Consider the following 18,112-nt stretch of genomic DNA (forward strand, 5'->3'; position numbering starts at 1 on the left):
GATCAAGGGCTCCGGCTCTGAGCCGGCAAGCGCCGCTGAGAACATTAGTTTCCGCTTGACATATATCAAAAATGAATGAGACGATGTCAATCATACGTATTTCACATGTAGGGAGAATATGGAAACTCGGGACCTTCAGACCTTCCTTGCGGTGGCTGCCAGCGGCAGCATTACCAAGGCGGCTGACATGCTCGGGCGTTCCCAACCTGCGGTGACACGCACCATTCAGGATCTTGAGGGCGAACTTGGCTTCGAATTGCTGCACCGGGTCGGTCGACGGGTGCAGCTATCTGAAGAGGGTGTCGCATTTGAAGAAGAAGCGCGGCGACTGCTGATGTCCTTCACCGAACTCGCGGCGCGGGCCAAGATGATCGCCGCCGGCCGGGGTCGGATCCTGCAGATTGTCACAACCTCCGCGATCGGCACTGGCCTGATCCCGACGGCCATGGCCGAGCTCAAGGGTATCGAGCTTCCGCACGAGACACATCTCGGACAGTTTCTTCCCTCCATCGTGGCCCAGGAAGTGCGCAGCGGTCGTGCCGAGATCGGCTTTTCAAGCCTGCCGCTCGATACACCCGGCCTGGATGTCCTGCGGCTCTATTCGGCGCCCGATGTTGCTGCTGTGCGGGAGGACGATCCGCTGGCAGAACTCGACGTCATACCGCTTTCGGCCTTTGCCGGCCGTCGCGTCGCTACCTTGCTCAACCCGCTGCGTTTCCAACTGCACGTCTCCAAGGCATTGGCCGCCAGGGGTATCGACACCGGGCCAGTGATCCGGACGAATACTGCCTATGGCGCGTTGCAGCTTGTGCGCCGGACCGGCGTTGCCGCTGTCATTGATCCCCTCACCGCCTATGGCGTGGCCTTGCCAGGGGTCGCCATCCGCCCGATTGACGCGACCGTTCTCTTTTATTGGGGGGTTGTGGCTGCCGAAAAACGTCCCCTTCGTCCAGTCGCACAGGCGTTGATGGAGGCGGTCGAAGCGGTGGCTGAACGATCGATAGTCGGCTTCAAGAAACTCGATCCGGCCTTGGCCGGCCAACTGGTGACCGATCCTGCATCCGCCACAAATCACGGAACGGGGATATGAAGCATTCCCCCACCGCGCCAATTTTGACAAGTCTTGCCGCGCTCGAGGCACAGCTGGCGCAGGATCTCGACTTCCTCGAACTGCCTGCCAGGCCATGGGTCCCGGCACGTTCGCACGATGGTGTCCCTGTCCGTGACGTCGTGGTGATCGGCGCCGGCATGTGTGGACTTGCTGCCACGGCAAAGCTGGTGCTGACGGGGATAACCAATGTCGTCGCCTATGACGCGGCTCCGGCAGGGCTCGAAGGGCCGTGGGTAACGTTTGCCCGCATGCAAACGCTCCGGTCGCCGAAAACCCTGCACGGTCCGTCGCTCGGCCTGCCGCAATTGACGTTCCGCGCCTGGTTCACGGCGCAATGGGGCGTTGAGGCCTGGCGGTCGCTGGACAAAATCCCCAAGGGCCAGTGGATGGATTACCTGGTCTGGTACCGCAAGGTCCTGGCTCTGCCATTGCGCAACAGCGTGCGCATGACCGCCGTCGAACCCGTTGGTGATCTGATTGCGATCGATATCGAAGGCGCGGAATCCGGCCGGGTTCTCACCCGTCGTCTGGTTCTGGCCACCGGTCGCTCCGGTCTGGGCGGTATTGCCGTACCCGATTTCCTCAACGGGATCGATCGCGCCTATTGGGCCCATTCTGCCGACGACATCGATTTCGATGCGCTGAAAGGCAAGCGTGTGGCAGTTATCGGCGCCGGTGCCTCTTCCATGGACAATGCTGCGACCGCACTCGAGGCGGGCGCCGGTTCTGTCGACATGTTGATCCGGCGCAAGGAGATGCCGCGCATCAACAAGCTGACCGGCATCGGCAGCCCGGGTGTCGTACTCGGCATGCATGAATTGCCCGATGCCTGGAAGTGGAAGTTCTTCGACTACACCGCCTCCACCCAGACGCCGCCGCCGCGTTCATCCACGCTTCGCGTGTCTCGCCACGCGAATGCCCGGTTCTTTCTCGACTGCGGCATCGTTGCGGTAAGGGAAGATCCGGAGGGCCTGCTGATCGAAACCACACAAGGGCTGATGCGCTACGACTTCCTGATCGCGGCAACCGGTTTTTCAAATGACTTCAACGGCCGCCCGGAATTCGCGGCGATCGCCCCACATATCCGCACCTGGTCGGATGGCCGATATAGGCCGGATATGGGGCCGGGTCGTGCAGGCATGTCGGACGCGCCGGATCTCGGTCCTGCCTTCGAGTTTCGCGAACGCGTCCCCGGCTCCTGCCCGATGCTTGCACATATCCACTGCTTCAACGACGCCGCCATGCTAACGCACGGCAAGGTCTCCGGCGACATCCCGGCCGTCAGCGCCGGTGCCGACCGTCTTGTGCGCGGCATTGCCGCATCGCTGTTTGCCGAGGATGTCGAAACCCACTTCGCCAATCTGATCGCCTACGACACGCCCGAACTTCTGGGCGACGAGTGGGTCGATTCAACACCCTTGTTGCACAAGGAGGCCGCGCTGTGATTGACGCAATGGACAAGGCAGCGGGTCTTTCACCGGACGATGCCCTTTTCGCTGCACGGCGGTTTCGGCCCGAATTCGTGCGAGGGGCCGAGGAATGTCGCCTCTCGGTGCTGCACCCGGCAAACGATCAGGGGCTGGCGCCGAATTTGCGTGTTGCTCTTGCCCGTCGCATGGCCGCCCTGAATGCCGATCCGGTCCTGGTGGCCGAATATGATGTTCAGCTGGATCAGCTTGATCCTACAGAGCAGCTTCTGGCTGTAGCCCAGGGCGAGACGGCTCTGGAAGAACCATTGGCGACTATCGCCCGGCACGCCGACCTGGTCACGGTGACGCCAAAAAAGGCCGAGGCGAGCGACATCGCCCTGCTCGCCCAGGCCGGATTGAGCAATCCTCAGATCGTCGCGCTCTCCGAACTGATTGCCTTCGTCAACTTCCAGACGCGGGTAGCGACCGGCTTGCGATTGATGAGGTCGGCATGATTTCCTCGGTGCGCCTGAAGCCGCTGAACTGGCAGCCATACATCGCGCCGGTCAAGCTATCCGAAGCCACGCCGGAACAGCTTGAAGCGATGAAGGTTACGCCTTCGGCCAAGAAAGTTTCGGAATATGTGCGCACCCTTGCGCATGACCCAGAGAGCTATCTTGCCCGCACGGTTCTGTTCAACGCAATCATGTATGTCGAAGGCGGGCTCGCCCGTCCCGACCGCGAACTTGGCGCATTGGGGGCCTCGATCGTCAATGGCTGCAAATTCTGTGCCGTTGTCCACGCCCGCCGGCATGCGGAGTTGACCAAGAGCGACCAAGTGGTCACCGCACTTTATCTCGACAAACCTGAAGCGCTCGGCCAACGCGATGCGGCAATCTACAGCTTTGCCCGCCGCCTGTCGGCGGCGCCGTCGGAAGCGACGGCAGACGACATCGCCGCGCTTCGATCAGTTGGCATGGATGACCGCGAGATCATCGATCTGATCCACGCCATATCGATCTTCGGCTGGGCAAACCGGCTGATGCACGTTCTCGGCCATGCGGAGAGCGGGTGATGATGTCGCATGCGGTCAAGGCACTCCGTCCCACACTGTGAAGGGCACCAACCAGAATGCTTGAACTCAAAGATATAAAGCTGTCCTACGGAAGCACGCAGGTTCTGAACGGCGTCAATCTCTCGGTAAAGCGGGGTGACGTGGTGTCGATCATCGGCCCCAGCGGCACCGGCAAGACCACGTTGCTGAAATGCATCAACTACCTTGCCAAGCCGTCCTCAGGAACCATCGCGTTCGATCAGATTCGGATGGATTACCAGCGTGCCGACAAGACCGCTGTCCAGGCGATCCGGTTGCGAACGGCGATGGTCTTTCAGCAATTCAACGTCTTCAAGAACATGACGGTCCTGCAGAACGTGATGGATCCCCTGGTGATCGTGCAGCGCAAGTCCGCAGATGAGGCGCGGGAGATCGCCTTGCGGGAGCTCGAGCGGGTCGGCCTCACCCCGAAGCGAGATAGCTATCCCTCCCAACTGTCGGGCGGCCAGCTCCAGCGCACCGGCATCGCGCGCGCCCTGGCGGTTCGCCCCGACGTGATACTCTTCGATGAGCCTACGTCATCGCTGGATCCCGAGCTCGTCGGTGAAGTTCTAAAGGTGATCAAGGATGTCACCTCGTCAGGGATCACTTCGCTGCTTGTGACCCACGAGATGCAATTCGCAAAGAACATCTCCAACCGGATTGTCTTCATGGATCGTGGCGTGGTTGCCGCCGATGGCAGCCCGGCTGAAATCTTCGATGCACCTTCCAGCCCGCGACTTGCCCAATTCCTGCAGTCGGAACTCGCTTTTCAATAGCTCAACAAGAAGGGAACCTAAGAAATGTCTGCAATCACATCCAGTTTTTCTCGCCGCTATGCCCTGGCCATCGCTGGCGGCATCGCAATTGCCCTTGCAACAGCGGGGATCAGCCATGGCCAGACCGTTCGGACGATCAAGATCGCCACCTCTGCCGAATCCAAGCCGCTGGCATGGGGCGCGATCGGCGTCGAGCCGCAAGGCTATGAGCCCGATCTTCTGAAGGCGATCAACGCAAAGCTGCCGCAGTATAAGTTCGAAATGGAAGGCGTCTCCGACATTGCCCAGGAAACCGGCCTCGCCACGGGCAAGTACGACATCGCGGTCGGTGGCTACTACAAGTCGCCCGAACGCTCCAAGCAGTTCCTCATTCCGGAAAATCCCATGGGCGCCAGCCTGATGAAGATTTACAGCAAGAAAGACAGCGGCATTAAGGAAATGAAAGACCTGGTCGGCAAGAGGATCGTTCCGACCACGGCCGGCGGTGGAACCTACAAGTTCATCATGAATTGGCAGAAAGAAAACCCGGAATACAAGCTCGATGTCACGGCATCGAGTGCCGGTATCCCCTACCCGAACCGGCTGGACGAAGTTCAGAACGGCAAGTTCGACGCTCTCGTCCTGCCGTCGAATCTCGGTGAGCAGACCGTCATCGAGCAAAAGAAACTCGATATCGTGGCGTCCGAGCCAGTGTTCAGCAACAACACCTACATGCTGATCCACCGATCTGACGAGAACAAGGTTCTGGCCGACGATGTGAACAAGGTTCTCAAGGAATTGAAAGACGACGGCACGATCGAAAAGCTCTCGCAGAAGTGGTTCGGCGAGGGCATCGTCCAGTACATGAAATAGCACGGCCGTCGGCGACCATATTCGCTAGTCAGCGGCAAGGCTGAATTGCAAGAAGGAGCGTTCAAAGTGGATGTATCTGCTATGATTCCCGAGTTGCTCTCGGCACTGCCGCTGACGCTCGCCATCACGTTTACAGCCCTCATTTCCGGGTTCTGCCTGGCTCTCATCGCGACAACCCTCCGGGTCCGCAGGGTGCCAGTCATCAGTCACCTGGTGGACCTCTACGTGTCCTATGCCCGGAGCGTTCCTGTCGTACTGCAGTTGTTCGTCGCGTTTTATGGGCTTCCGCTGTTGGTGATCCTGTTCGGCGCCAAAGATTTTATTTCGGCGACGATGGCTGCCATGGTGGGGTTGAGCCTCTACCACGGCGGCTATCTGTCGGAAGTCATGCGGCCTGCATACCTGGCCGTCGATCGCGGCCAGCACGATGCGGCCGACAGCCTTGGATATACGTTCCGACAGAAAATTACTCGCGTCGTCGGCCCGCAAGCGGTGCACTTCGCTTTGCCGGGCTATGGGAACTCCGTCATCTACCTGATCCATAACGTTGCGCTGGTCATGTACATCGGGGCGGCCGACATCATGGCGACTGCGCATCTGATCATGGAGCGAGACTACAACCAATTCCAGTTCGAAACCTATCTCGTCCTGGCGGTCATCTATTCGCTGATGTGCCTGGTCGCATGGCTCATCGTGCGCTTCTTCGAGCTTCGATCACCGATGCAAGCGCCTGAGGCGACGCCAACAACCCCGATCAAGAACCAGCTCCTCGCGAGCGTCTGACGTAAGGGTATTCAACCATGTTTGATACCGATATTTTGCTCCAGGACACGCAGGAAATTCTGAGTGCCGTACCCGTGACGATTGGAATGGCGCTCATGATTTTCGTCCTGTCGACGATAGTCGGCAGCATATTCGCACTTATCGAATACAGACGGGTACCGGTGCTGCGAGAGCTCATCATGACTTACAAGATCGTCTTCAAGGGCGTTCCGATGGTCATCGTTATTTTCCTCGCCTATTTCGGTCTGCCGCCCGCATTCCAGTTCCTGTTCTCATTGCTTGGTATCAACTTCAACGCCCACGAAACCCCCAATTGGGTCATCCTTGTAGTTGCGATTACCGGCTGTGTCGCCGCGTTCCAATCGGAGATTATCAAGGGAGCCCTGAATGCATTCGACACCGGTCAGTCGGACGCAGCCCATTCGCTGGGCTATACGGGCGGCCAACTGTTCCGACGTATCCTATTTCCCCAGGTGGCCCTCACGGCAATTCCTGACCTGACGACTTCGATGATGGTCATCATGAAGGCCCTTTCTCTCGGATTCGCCATCGAGGTTGTCGATATCTTCGCCCAGTCCCAGTTGACCGCCGCGCTGAACTACTACTACCTCGAAGCCTTCGTGATTGCCGTCGTGATCTATATGGTGATTGCCTATATCGTCACACAGATTGCCGACAGGCTGGAGCAGGCGCTGAGGGTGCGGACATGAGGTGGATGTGGGATAGAATCGTCAAGCTTCGGATATCGAGCCGTACCTTGGAGGCAATTCTGTTGGCCATGAAAAGCCCGAGGAGAAGCCCAAGTAGCCGATGTATGTATCGATAATTTTGAGTGCCTGCCGGTCGACCCCATGCCGCCTGGAGCGTGGGCAAATAGACTGAGCTTGCATGCCGACTTGCATTCTCTATCGGCAGCTGCAGATGACACATATTTGTTGAGGTGGGTTCTCCCCCGTCTGGAGGGCTTCCCCTTAGCGGGCGCCGGGCTTTGGACGACAACGAGCCCGCCCGCAGTCTAAAGTATGATTGCGATCAGCGTCGCCCTTACGATCTTGCGCGTGACGCTAATGACATCGACAGCGCCGATAAATTGGGTGTCAACGCCAACCGCAGCCACGCGCCAAAGATTCCCCCAACCCTTGCTACCCAAAATCCCGTGTAGAACATCGGGCGCTGGCACCAGGCCCGTTGTCAACGTCAGCCCAACTGCCTCAGCGCCTTGACCTGCTCCACCGCAACTTTGATAAGCCGAGGTGTCAGTTGGCGCGCCGTCTCGAGGAGCTCGGCCTCAAGTTCCGCCCGCTCGCGCGAAAGCGGGCGTGTCTTTTCCAGACCATCAAAAAAGTCCATCAATGGCATCTTGAGGATGCGCGCTAACTCGGCAAGCGTCTCAATGCTGGGTAGCTGTTTGCCGCGTTCGATATTGGAAATGCTCTCAGGGGTGCGCCCAACACGGTCAGCCAACACTTCCTGGCTCAGCTTCGCCCCGCGCCGCGCAGCCTGAACTCGCGCACCTATAGCCTGCTTTAAAGAGTCGCTCATACTTGAAGCGTGACTTCGGCATTTCTCGTTGACAACGAAGTCAGCTTCAGCATTGGTCATCATCATGAAGTTTACTTCAAGTCACGTCAGAAACATCACCGAACCAGCGGTGACCGCGTCCAGTGTGAAGCCGGCACATCCTTTCAGAAAGAGCGTCATACCCGAATGAGTGCATTGCTCCTATCATCCCTGCAAGACATTGCCACGCCGCTGCGTCGACACCCTCTGGTGCGCAATGCACCGAGCGTCGGAGAGTCTCCCACCAGCGTCTCAGCGCCGGCTTATGACGAGCGCTGGCTTCGCGATCTTCTATTTCGACATCCCGAACTCATCGTCGCCGACCGCGATCACGGCCTTGGAGATATCGTTCCCCTATGCTGCGAACTCCCTCTGCCTCGCGCGGGCGGGACAGTATTTGCGGACCTCCTGGGCGTTAGCAGAAGTGGCCGGCTGGTCGTCATCGAGTGCAAGCTTTGGCGAAATCCCCAAGCACGACGAGAAGTGTTGGCGCAGATCCTCGAATATGCCGCTTTGCTACGACACTGGAGTTTTGGCGATCTATCCTCGACCTTGAGGCGCAAGCTGACCTTGGTTGATCCCAACCCGATCTTCGCCGCGGCGAAGCTTCGGTGGCCAGACCTGGAAGAAGCTCCGTTCGTCGATGCGGTAACACGATCGCTAAGACTCGGAGATTTTCAGCTCATCATTGCCGGTGACGGCATCCGATCGGACACTCACGCGATTGCCGAGCACCTCAACGCGCAGGGCGGCGGACTAGCCCAACTCGCGCTACTTGAAATCCAGATTTGGCAAACGACTTCTGGAAATATTATCGTTATGCCTACGGTGCCGCTGCGGACCGAAGTCCTGCAGCAGAGAGTTTTGGTCGACCTCGCCGGTATGCCGCTCTATTTGGAAACGCCAGAACCTATCAGCGCCCCGCCCGCTGACACCATGGAGAATGTTGTCGATCCCGACCGAGTAAACCGGCGGGGCATCAACCGTGCATTCTGGCAGCGGTTCATTGATGAGGTACAGTTCGACCACGCAGACCAACTGGCACCACGCCACGGCGGCGACAATTGGGTGAGAGTTCCCCTGCCCGACCCGCTAGGATGGCTGACTGCCTTTCGGTCGACTGGCAGCAGAGCCGAAGTCGGCCTGTTCCTGACCTTCCGCGAAGAGGATGGTCAGGCTCTCTTTGATGAATTCCACAACGACATTGCAGAATTGCGCGGAGAAACCGGCCTTGATTTGGTCGCGCGGCTGAAATCGGACAGGCCATTTCATGCGGAGTTGGGCGTGTTTAGGCCAAGGTCAGACTTCGCAGACGAAGGCCAGCAGCTCGACTGGCTCTGCCATGCGGCTAATCGCTTTGTTTCGTTGATCCGCCCAAGGCTCAGCCTGATGGCGGAGGCTGCCGAATGACAAGGCTGCTCAAATGGGAACGGCTGGCCCTGGAGGGCGACTTCTCAACCATGCCCGCGCCCCTTAAGTGGGATCAATCCGGCCGCTTCGCCCATTTCCTCAACGGGTACGAGGTCGCCGGAGGAATGGACGCTCTAGCCGGCCTTGCCATCGCAATGTCGGGGCAAGCTCGCAAGACGGGCAAATGGCAAGGCAGCGCGCTCGACCTTTGGCTCAGCCTGTTCTTCCAGCAACGCGCCCATCGCCATACCGGATCAGAAGACAATGACCCAATTCTCGACGAACTGTGTGAAGCGCTTCGTGTGGCTCTCAATCAACTGACGCCGGAAGAGGCCAAGGCATTGGCTCTGCGGCTCAAACAGGAGGCCCTTTAGCTCAGCATTTTGCGAATCAGCTTGCGACGCTGAGGTCGCTGAAAAAGCATGTATTGGCTCGGCTTAGATATAGGCCAACAAAATATTTTGTCGGCCTTCGGCATCACTTTTGCCGAGCGACAAAATATTTTGTTGCAATCTCAAGTCGTGATAACACAAAGAAAAATGCATTTAGTTCAAGTTTCGTTCGATGGATCCGAAGATTTGGTATTTTGCGCCAAGTCAATGGTCGCTATTCTCTGGGTAATTCTCAGGAACATACCGATGTCGGTCGTTCCTGGGCTGGCATTCAGAGGATCTCATGGCCACCAACATCACCACAGTTTCGATCCACGCACTCACCCCTTACCGCAACAACGCTCGCACCCATTCCAAGAAACAAATCCGACAAATTGCCCACAGCATCGAAAAATTCGGCTTCACCAATCCGGTCCTGGTCGACGAGAAGAACAACGTCCTTGCCGGCCATGGCCGACTCTCAGCAGCGCGCCTGCTGGGATGGAAGAACGTTCCAACCCTCTCGATCAACCATCTCAGTGAGGCGCAGAAGCGCGCTTACATCCTCGCCGATAATCGGATCGCCGAGAAGGCCGGCTGGGACAAGCAGATCCTGGCCATCGAGTTGCAGGCGCTGGTCGATCTCGACTTCGATGTGAGCCTCACCGGCTTCGACATCCCAGAGGTCGATCTGATCATCAGCGAGTTCTCGCCGGACAATCAGGATGATGAAGCCGAAGGGGACGAAGCGGAACATCTGGAGCAATCGGCGGGGCCAGCAGTAACACGGCCTGGCGATCTATTCCTACTTGGCGATCATCGACTGCTTTGCGGCAACGCGCTTTCGGCAGAGCATTTCGATATGCTGATGCAGGGCGAGAAGGCATCCGTCTGTTTTACAGACCCGCCCTACAATGTTCCGATCGGCGGACACGTCAGTGGTCTTGGCAAGACAAGCCACCGGGAATTTGCAATGGCATCCGGCGAGATGTCCGACGATGAGTTCGCAAGGTTCCTGGAACAGTCGTTCTCACTGATTGCTGGGTCGAGCAAGCCGGGCGCTATCGCCTTCGTGTGCATGGATTGGCGTCATATCGCAGAGACCACATTGGCGGGTAAACAGACGTTCGGCGATCTGCTCAATCTGTGCGTCTGGAATAAGACTAATGCCGGCATGGGCAGCCTCTACCGCTCTCAGCACGAGCTGGTGCTGGTGTTCAAAAACGGGAAAGAGCCGCATCGCAACAACGTCGAACTCGGCAAACACGGACGTCACCGCAGCAATGTCTGGACCTACCGCGGCGCCAACAGCTTTGGCACGACGCGGATGGAAGAGCTCGAAGCCCATCCGACCGTCAAACCTGTCGCTCTGGTTGCCGACGCACTGCTGGACGTCAGCCGCCGCGGCGACGTCGTGCTGGACCCATTTGGCGGCTCGGGGACCACGCTACTCGCGTCGCACAAGACAGGGCGCCATGCACGCCTTATCGAGATCGATCCTCACTATTGCGATCTGATCATCCGCCGCTTCGAAAGGCATACGGGCAAGCAGGCAACGCTCGCCACCACGGGCGAGACGTTCGAGGAACTGTGCGAGCAGCGTGGAAGCCTCGAATCTTCCGACGCACGCGCCAAAACAGCGTCCGCGACCCCGGCGCCTGAAACTGTGGGAGGCCTGCTGTGACACGGAGAAAGAAACCTGCCGACTACTCGATAGGCTACGGCAAGCCTCCAACTGAAACCCGGTTCCAGAAAGGAATGTCAGGCAATCCGAAAGGGCGACCGAAAGGCAAAAAAAACATGAACACTATTGTACGTGAGACGCTCTTTGGGCCGATCCAAATCCAGCAGAATGGCAGGACGACGACGGTGACGGCACTCGAGGCCATCCTCCTCAAAATGCGCAACAATGCGCTTTCAGGCGATTTCCGGTCGGCGGCCCATGCTCTTCAGCTCGCATCCCGTTGTGCCGAACTTGAGGAAAGCCGGCAACCCGATGCAGAGGTCGACGTGTTCGATCCGCAAACAATGGTCGACATGATGCGGGATTATCTCGACCACAAGGACTCGCCAGAGAATGATACCGAGACCCGTTCCAAGACCGGCGACGAGGGAGACGAGGAATGAACGCTCCACTCCCCCTACCGGGCCGACCATCCTCCTCGCCCGTTGCACCGACTGCCCTTCAGCTGCTGTTGGGCGCGGCCCGCGATGACTTGGCGACCTTCGTGGCGCTGGCTTTCTCCGCTGTCGATCCAGGTGCCAAGTATTTGCCCAACTGGCACATCCGAGCGATTGCGCATCAGCTCGAGCGCGTCTCAGCGGGCAAGTGCAAGCGCTTGATCATTACGATGCCACCGCGATCGTTGAAGTCGGTCACCAGCTCGGTCGCGTTCCCGGCATGGATTCTTGGCCGCGATCCGTCGAAGAAAATGATCTGCGTCTCTTATGCTCAACCTCTTGCGGTCAAGCACGCCAACGACTTTCGAACAGTCGTCAACACCGCCTGGTACCGGTCGATGTTTCCGACCTTCAAGGTTAGCCCGCGCAAGAACACTGAAAATGAGCTGCAGACCACGCTCGGCGGTGGGCGCCTGGCGACCTCGACCGGTGGTCAGCTAACCGGCCGCGGTGGCGACATCATCATTATCGATGACCCCTTGAAGGCAGATGAAGCGCATTCGGAATCGGCTCGCAATAGGTGCGCCGACTGGGTTCGCACGACATTGATGTCGCGCTTCGACAATCCCGCTGCCGGTGCCGTCGTCCTTGTCATGCAAAGATTGCATGTCGACGACCTGGCAGGCGTGCTTCTGGAGACTGGCGGCTGGGAGCATTTGAACCTGTCGGCGATTGCCGAGCAGGACGAACGCGTCCAGACAAGTGTAAATCGCTGGCACGATCGCAAGTTTGGCGACTTGCTCCACCCCGCGCGTCTGGGACACGCGGAACTGGACGGTCTAAAGCGCCTATTAGGATCGCTCAACTTTTCCGCGCAGTACCAACAATCCCCTGCCCCACCGGACGGCAACATGGTCAAGAGGGTGTGGTTTCGCGACTACGATCCGCATCAGTTCGACCGTCGGTCGATGACCATCGTTCAAAGCTGGGACACCGCCCTTAAGGGCGACCCCTCCAGCGATTACTCCGTCGGAACGACATGGGCCAAGGATGACAACAACTATTATCTCCTTGATCTCGTGCGCGTCAGGGCAGCTTATCCAGACCTCATCAAGTCCGTCAAAAACTCCCTTTTGGAGCACGACCCTGACATCATCCTCATTGAAGATGCCGGCTCTGGCTCAAGCCTCATCGCCGACTTGGAAAGCCAAGACATCAGCACGACGCCGGTAAAAGCCAGAACCGACAAGGAAAGTCGGCTGTCACGCGTTGCCGCGATGATCGAAAACGGCAACGTCAATCTTCCGAAAGACGCACATTGGAGAGATGACTTCCTGCTTGAGGTGCTCGCATTTCCGCATGGCAGGCACGACGACCAAGTCGATTCCATGACGCAGGCGCTGATCTGGATGAAAGACGACAAGCCTACGGGAAGGTTCTATATCGGCAAATTTTGAAGTCCTGCTCCAAAATCTGGGCGCTTTCGCGAAATGTCAGCTTTGCGCCCACATAACGACGTTGAGCAGAACCCGGCCGCATCCGAGGAGCGGACATTAAAGCGAACGGACGATGTAGCACGCCGATGCCGCTAGACGATCCGAGATACTGAGGTTGTCGGCTCAATGATCGCAGCTTGTAGCAGAGCGCGAAAGGCTACGGTCAGGACAGCCGCCGCGATCTGCACCCGGAGGGTTCGTTGCCATTGTTTTCGGGCGCCCACACCATCAGTTACGACCTTCGAAGCGTTCGGGGTTTTGAGACGCCCGCAACGCCGCCGTCGATTTTCTGTATTTCAAACCGAGACAAAACCCGAAATGTACGTCCTTAACCATTCATTGACTCGCGCCCCTTGCAATCTCTAAATCGGTTCTGAGGGAACGTTCTTGCACGTTGCGTTTTGAGGCGCTTGATGTTGAACCGACTCGATCACCCAAACCTTTCCCCCGATGATTTGCAGACCTGCAAACGGGTCTTCGAGCGGCTTTGTTCCGAGCGAAATTTCGACCATACGAGCGAAGAAGCAGAGCACATCGCTCCGGCGGTGATCCGTCACTTTCAAGAAGGCCACATGGACGAAGGCGATCTTTGGCTTGCCGTTCGAATGTGCCGCACATTTCGGGAGGCCTTGGCAATGCATCGCAGTGTCGGTCGGCTGGCCTACTATCAGGGCGCCCGACCTGGCTCGGATTTGCTGAACAGCCTGGCATAGACTTCGAGTTGGCCATGAAAGCTACGGCCGTACCGATACGCCTGACCGACGCGGCTGCGCGAAGACCCTATGACTAACCAGCTACCACCTCGCAGCTATTCTGAGGCAGGTAGCTGCTTCACGCTCTCTTGATTGAGGAGAGTTGCCAGCCCGATAATGATCTGCGGCATAACAAACGGCTTGGTGATCATCAGGCTGTTGGGCACTCCAAGCGACGGCCAGTCGTCCGCGCCATCGCCGCTCATGTATATCACTGGCATAGTGGGATTGACGGTTCGGAGGTGTCTGGCCACATCCCACCCGGTTCGGCCGTCTCCAAGCCTGATATCTGTGAGCAGAGCCGCAACTCGCTCCGGCTCACGATCAAAAATTGCAATGGCTTCAAGGCCCTTTGAGACGGGAATCACCTCAAACCCGGCCTCCCGGAGGGAGCTTTCGATGTCCAAGAGAATGATGCTTTCATCTCCACAACCAGTACGGAAACCGACGGCATTGAAAGGTATGCCTCCCTGAGTATTCCTCGGCAATTCAACGGCCGCAGGCCCGAAAATGCTCCTTAGACAATAACATATGTTAATGCGGCGAAAGCGGGCTGGGACTCGGAGGGCGCAGCCGAAAGGGAGGAGCCTCACGCAAAACAGTCATTTAGATAGGAACTTATAAACATATGTTATAGTTTGGAGGGTTCTGAGTGGTAGGTCATAGGGGAGCACGATTTGAGGTCTGACTCGAGCGTCGCCTTGTCCCAAGGCTTATCGGAGAGACAGACATTACAGAGGCGCAAGCCCTGGAGTTGATATCGCTTCTAGGAGCGAATTGGTCCTCCCTGATGCGGGAGGCCAAAGGCATCAAGCACAATCTAAGGTCACCAACCATGCCGCCCTCGAGAACATTAGCGCCCCCAGCAAGTTAGGGCCAACCCCAAACAGGTTCTTGATGGCACAGGCTCCCTCTTCGAACATTTTAATCCGCAAGCTCCAGACCATCTCGGAACTCGCACCGTCAGATATTGCGCTCTTGGGGAACATCTCGATTCAGGAGAAGGAATATCATGCCAACGAAGACATTCTGCGCGAGGGCGACAAACCGACCCTTTCCTTCGTCGTTCTGGACGGCTTGATAGGCTCGACCAAACTAACCGGCGACGGCAAGCGTCAGATTTCCTCCTTTTTTGTTCCGGGCGACATTCCCGACCTGCATGGTTTGCATTTGTCGGTCATGGATTCCACTTTCACACCTTTCATGCCGACGCGGGTGGGCTTCATGCGGCATGACGCTCTTCACGATATTTGCGACCAGCACCCTTCGATAACGAGAGTGTTTTGGCGCTCGACGGTGATCGATGCGGCGATTTATCGAGAGTGGGTCACCAACGTCGGGAGACGCGACGCCTATGCTCGTATGGCTCACCTTCTTTGCGAACTGATAGTCCGCCTGCACTCCGTGGGCCGCATTGAGGATCGTGTGGCCCACCTTCCGATCACGCAGGCTGCACTTGGCGACGCACTTGGGCTTTCCACCGTGCACGTGAACCGGGTGCTTCAGGAACTTAGACGCGACGGTCTGATATCCACCGTTGGCTCGCGTTTTCATGCGACCGACTGGGCAGGGCTCGTCCGCGCTGCAGATTTTGACTCTACCTATCTGCACCAAAGGGCTGCGCAAACAGGTGCCGATTTCTGAGCCTGCTGGCTCGCTCATAATCCGTTCAGCCAAGCCCTTCGCGATCCGCCGGTCACAGCTTGACGAACCCGACCGCAGACATAAAATAGCGACGGCATGACTTCTCAAAGATACGACCTCAGGAAGGAGCCCGACGAAACCTGGACGGTGTTTGACGTGTTCACTGGGCAGCCAGCAGACGCGTGGGGCGCTCCGGCGGAGTATCTTGACGAGGAGTATTCCCGCGATCTCGTCAGCGTTCTGAATCTTGTCGACCTGAAGCGAAGGGCCGCCCCAGGTAACCTCTAAGTACGACTGCCTAGGAGCGCCTGATAGCGTCGAAATTCCGCAAAGTCACCGTTCTGCGGGCGCCACCTGACATGGTGGAGAGGCTGAGCGGGCCGTGCTAAGGGCGAACCCGAAGCCTTAAAGGCGCTGGTCAATTCGCCGCCGCCATAGCTACCAGACCCGCATAACGTTGTTAATCCGGCAGCAGCATCTCCTCTTGGTCGGCCGCAGCCTCGAACAGTAGCCGGAAGTCACCAATCGGCATTTTGCCATCCATCGCAGACAGACATGCCTCCGCCGCCGACCGCCACTTTGGGCCACGGTTGGACCACTTCAATAGTTCCTCGGCGGCAGTGCCGATACGGCTGATCCCAAGGCGGAATCCCGGTCGGTCGGTTTTGACGTAGACAGGCGGGTTGAACCAACGATGGGGCATCAGGGTTCGCGCACGTCGAACGCGACGAATAGCTGCCAAATGGAGGCTGTATTGACGATCATTTCGACTAGTTGGCAGTCGGTTTCACGAAGGTCACGGCCGCGCTCGCGCACCAATGCAATGGTCGCCTTCACGGAAATTATGTCGCCCGGTAGATAGCCCAACAGGGCCTCGCGAACCAGCTCCTTGGCCGCTAGCTGCGCAGGCCAAACAGGTGCTTGAATGTCCATCCCATCCTCCCAGAGAGACAGAACCTCAATGACCCATTCTGTGGTGCACTTTCCGAAAAAGGCAAGGGCCGGAAACGTACAAAGCAGGTTCTGAAGGGCGCCAATCCCTTAGATCTGCGCCTTGCGCTTGAGGGCATTGCTGGGCGCTCTTGATCGTGCCGGCACACGTGCGGAGGGTCGGCATTTCGTATCTCCTAGCGGTTTGTTCGGCCCTGTGAGAGCCTGGGCCACTGGTCGGATTGAGGGTCGTGCCGGTGATCTGCCAAACATTTACCCGGACGGAGAATGCTCCCCTTCGAGATGTGTAATCCGAAAGATCGTCGGGTTACGGTCGCAAAGCGCGCCGCCAAACTGCGCCCACAAGCGTTCGCACTCTCTTGCCCTAGACTCGGGGTGCCCGGTTCGCCATAGAAGATCATGGCTCCGCGAACATCGTATCCAAGCACCGAAGCGTTGGCCACCAACTGAATGGCCATACCCAAGGTGATGGGACCGATTTTGGCCTCAGTTTTAGTGGAGAGGTCGACCACACCAAACACTTCCGCATTGACGCCTCTGCCAGCCAAAACGGCCGTCGAGATCGCATTATTCGCGGAAAGAAGCATTCGATTAGTCGCCCGTTGAAACGGCTCTACCAACTCTCAAAGGCAAGGTTTGCTCCCGATCACCCGACCTATCGCAGGTGGGGCGCCTTCGGCTGCAACAATCAACTGAATCAGGCGGCATCTCTCATTTCTGCGTCGTTGACGGGAAACTCCTGGAAAGACAGGCCACTCCGTCGAGCCCAATTCCGCTCAACATCGAGGAGTTCATTCTCACCAGTCAAGCCGTTCATAAACAGTCTGAGTACGTGTGCAGCTATGCGCTCACCGTCCTGCGAAGCAACACGTACACCGCGCTCTTTGCAGACCGTCCGACAAACATGGGCAAGCACCATAATATCGCTCGGCTCCAAAAACCGACCTGGATATAACATACCGTCCTCCCTGGGAAAGCTACATTGAGCTTCTGATTACATAGGGTCACCGGCAGCCACAATTAACTATGATAGTCGTTTACTCGACTCTGCAGAAATTTGAGCTGCCCACCAAAACGCATCGGGCATAGCGCCACTACGGCACCGAGGTACGGGCTATTCAGGACACGCGAGGTGCCTCCGAGCTTAGAATTTTAGGCAAGCTTCGCTTCTTCGCGTGAGAGATCCACCATAATCCGCAGGCAGTGCACTGTGAACTCTCCCCCGAAAGACCGATAGCAGCGGCGCAATTGTGTGGATCCGCGCTGTTTAGCCCATTCACTCGACGATGTTCAGGACGCTCGTTCTATGACAGCGACGCGCTTGGCCTCCCCTCATCGCTCCGCAAGCGGGGCGGGCGCCTTGATTAGTCATTTTTCTGGGAACCGTCGTTTCGCAGCGAAGTTCGGTACCGAAGGGACGTTCCGAGATGGAGTTGATCATGAAACAGGTTCTTTTCGCTTCAGCCATTATGGCACTGTCAACTGGCCTCGCCTTTGCGCAATCGACCACCACGACCACAGGCGGATCGTCGAGCTCGACAACCAAGACAATGCCGAGCACTACGACCGATCAGGGGACGGATTCGACCACCACGAGTGGAACGAACTCGAACTCCGCCAAGGACTGCGCTCCGGGTCAACAAACTGGTAGCGCCAAGCAGGCCGCGCCAGGTCAACAGGATACCGATGCTAACTCGGCTGCTCCTGGCCAGGTGAAGAAGACCACGGAAGGCTGCTGACCTGACCTGTCCCAGGTTGATGCATAGCGGTCGATTCTCAG

20 protein-coding genes are annotated in these 18,112 nt (G+C 57.8%); 16 read left to right on the forward strand and 4 right to left on the reverse strand.

Annotation, left to right across the window (positions count from 1 at the left end):
- Nucleotides 1-118: 118 nt before the first annotated feature.
- The 8 genes from NKI21_RS23825 (at nt 119) to NKI21_RS23860 (ending at nt 6,737) form a co-directional block, all read left to right on the forward strand.
- Nucleotides 119-1,090 (forward strand): LysR family transcriptional regulator, encoded by a 972-nt coding sequence (locus tag NKI21_RS23825; protein ID WP_127291977.1) that lies wholly within the window; start codon nt 119-121, stop codon nt 1,088-1,090.
- Nucleotides 1,087-2,556 carry an NAD(P)-binding domain-containing protein gene (locus tag NKI21_RS23830; RefSeq protein ID WP_352442494.1) on the forward strand — a complete coding sequence of 490 codons (1,470 nt, stop codon included), beginning with the start codon at nt 1,087-1,089 and terminating at the stop codon, nt 2,554-2,556. Before NKI21_RS23825 ends, NKI21_RS23830 begins: the two co-directional genes overlap by 4 nt.
- Before the next feature lie 8 nt (nt 2,557-2,564).
- A complete protein-coding gene (locus NKI21_RS23835) occupies nt 2,565-3,035 on the forward strand; it encodes a CMD domain-containing protein (protein WP_206535270.1) in 471 nt (156 codons plus the stop codon).
- Complete coding sequence (locus NKI21_RS23840; RefSeq protein ID WP_023809595.1) at nt 3,032-3,595, forward strand: peroxidase-related enzyme; 564 nt, start codon at nt 3,032-3,034, stop codon at nt 3,593-3,595. Before NKI21_RS23835 ends, NKI21_RS23840 begins: the two co-directional genes overlap by 4 nt.
- Before the next feature lie 56 nt (nt 3,596-3,651).
- A complete protein-coding gene (locus NKI21_RS23845) occupies nt 3,652-4,392 on the forward strand; it encodes an amino acid ABC transporter ATP-binding protein (protein ID WP_023809596.1) in 741 nt (246 codons plus the stop codon).
- 24 nt (nt 4,393-4,416) lie between these two features.
- Entirely contained in the window at nt 4,417-5,244 is an 828-nt protein-coding gene (locus NKI21_RS23850) for a transporter substrate-binding domain-containing protein (protein ID WP_023809597.1), read from the forward strand.
- A gap of 66 nt (nt 5,245-5,310) precedes the next feature.
- Nucleotides 5,311-6,027, forward strand: coding sequence for an amino acid ABC transporter permease (locus NKI21_RS23855; RefSeq protein WP_352442493.1), 717 nt, complete (start codon nt 5,311-5,313; stop codon nt 6,025-6,027).
- A 17-nt stretch (nt 6,028-6,044) separates the two neighbouring features.
- Nucleotides 6,045-6,737, forward strand: a complete 693-nt coding sequence (locus NKI21_RS23860; RefSeq protein WP_023809599.1) for an amino acid ABC transporter permease — start codon at nt 6,045-6,047, stop codon at nt 6,735-6,737.
- Nucleotides 6,738-7,224: 487 nt separating this feature from the next.
- Here NKI21_RS23860 and NKI21_RS23865 read toward each other — a convergent pair whose 3' ends face one another.
- Nucleotides 7,225-7,635 (reverse strand): helix-turn-helix domain-containing protein, encoded by a 411-nt coding sequence (locus NKI21_RS23865; protein WP_023809600.1) that lies wholly within the window; start codon nt 7,633-7,635, stop codon nt 7,225-7,227.
- A 438-nt stretch (nt 7,636-8,073) separates the two neighbouring features.
- Between NKI21_RS23865 and NKI21_RS23870 the strand changes: the two genes are divergently transcribed.
- The 6 genes from NKI21_RS23870 to NKI21_RS23895 all read left to right on the forward strand — a co-directional run bounded on the left by NKI21_RS23870 (nt 8,074) and on the right by NKI21_RS23895 (nt 13,698).
- Nucleotides 8,074-8,997 (forward strand): hypothetical protein, encoded by a 924-nt coding sequence (locus NKI21_RS23870; RefSeq protein WP_127291972.1) that lies wholly within the window; start codon nt 8,074-8,076, stop codon nt 8,995-8,997.
- Entirely contained in the window at nt 8,994-9,371 is a 378-nt protein-coding gene (locus NKI21_RS23875) for a hypothetical protein (protein ID WP_127291969.1), read from the forward strand. Before NKI21_RS23870 ends, NKI21_RS23875 begins: the two co-directional genes overlap by 4 nt.
- 301 nt (nt 9,372-9,672) lie before the next feature.
- Nucleotides 9,673-11,052 carry a site-specific DNA-methyltransferase gene (locus NKI21_RS23880; protein WP_352867571.1) on the forward strand — a complete coding sequence of 460 codons (1,380 nt, stop codon included), beginning with the start codon at nt 9,673-9,675 and terminating at the stop codon, nt 11,050-11,052.
- Entirely contained in the window at nt 11,049-11,495 is a 447-nt protein-coding gene (locus NKI21_RS23885) for a DUF5681 domain-containing protein (protein WP_127291965.1), read from the forward strand. The genes NKI21_RS23880 and NKI21_RS23885 overlap by 4 nt, the downstream gene beginning before the upstream one ends.
- Nucleotides 11,492-12,946, forward strand: coding sequence for a phage terminase large subunit (gene terL / locus NKI21_RS23890; RefSeq protein ID WP_127291963.1), 1,455 nt, complete (start codon nt 11,492-11,494; stop codon nt 12,944-12,946). Before NKI21_RS23885 ends, terL begins: the two co-directional genes overlap by 4 nt.
- A 452-nt stretch (nt 12,947-13,398) precedes the next feature.
- The gene (locus tag NKI21_RS23895) at nt 13,399-13,698 is read left to right on the forward strand and encodes a hypothetical protein (protein ID WP_127291960.1); all 300 of its coding nucleotides are present in this window, start codon (nt 13,399-13,401) and stop codon (nt 13,696-13,698) included.
- Nucleotides 13,699-13,793: 95 nt separating this feature from the next.
- On the opposite strand, the gene NKI21_RS23900 is transcribed toward NKI21_RS23895, so the two are convergent.
- Nucleotides 13,794-14,144 carry a response regulator gene (locus NKI21_RS23900; protein WP_245273111.1) on the reverse strand — a complete coding sequence of 117 codons (351 nt, stop codon included), beginning with the start codon at nt 14,142-14,144 and terminating at the stop codon, nt 13,794-13,796.
- 490 nt (nt 14,145-14,634) lie between these two features.
- Between NKI21_RS23900 and NKI21_RS23905 the strand changes: the two genes are divergently transcribed.
- A complete protein-coding gene (locus NKI21_RS23905; protein WP_023809607.1) occupies nt 14,635-15,381 on the forward strand; it encodes a Crp/Fnr family transcriptional regulator in 747 nt (248 codons plus the stop codon).
- Between the two features lie 460 nt (nt 15,382-15,841).
- On the opposite strand, the gene NKI21_RS23910 is transcribed toward NKI21_RS23905, so the two are convergent.
- Nucleotides 15,842-16,084: a DUF982 domain-containing protein gene (locus NKI21_RS23910; RefSeq protein WP_023809609.1), complete on the reverse strand. Its 243-nt coding sequence runs from the start codon at nt 16,082-16,084 to the stop codon at nt 15,842-15,844.
- Nucleotides 16,084-16,314, reverse strand: a complete 231-nt coding sequence (locus tag NKI21_RS23915) for a hypothetical protein (RefSeq protein ID WP_023809610.1) — start codon at nt 16,312-16,314, stop codon at nt 16,084-16,086. Before NKI21_RS23915 ends, NKI21_RS23910 begins: the two co-directional genes overlap by 1 nt.
- Nucleotides 16,315-17,771: 1,457 nt before the next feature.
- Here NKI21_RS23915 and NKI21_RS23920 point away from each other — a divergent pair.
- A complete protein-coding gene (locus NKI21_RS23920) occupies nt 17,772-18,071 on the forward strand; it encodes a hypothetical protein (protein ID WP_127291957.1) in 300 nt (99 codons plus the stop codon).
- The last annotated feature ends 41 nt before the right edge of the window (nt 18,072-18,112 follow it).

Origin of the sequence: Mesorhizobium sp. M0715 (assembly GCF_040320355.1) — a bacterium.
Classification (GTDB): domain Bacteria; phylum Pseudomonadota; class Alphaproteobacteria; order Rhizobiales; family Rhizobiaceae; genus Mesorhizobium.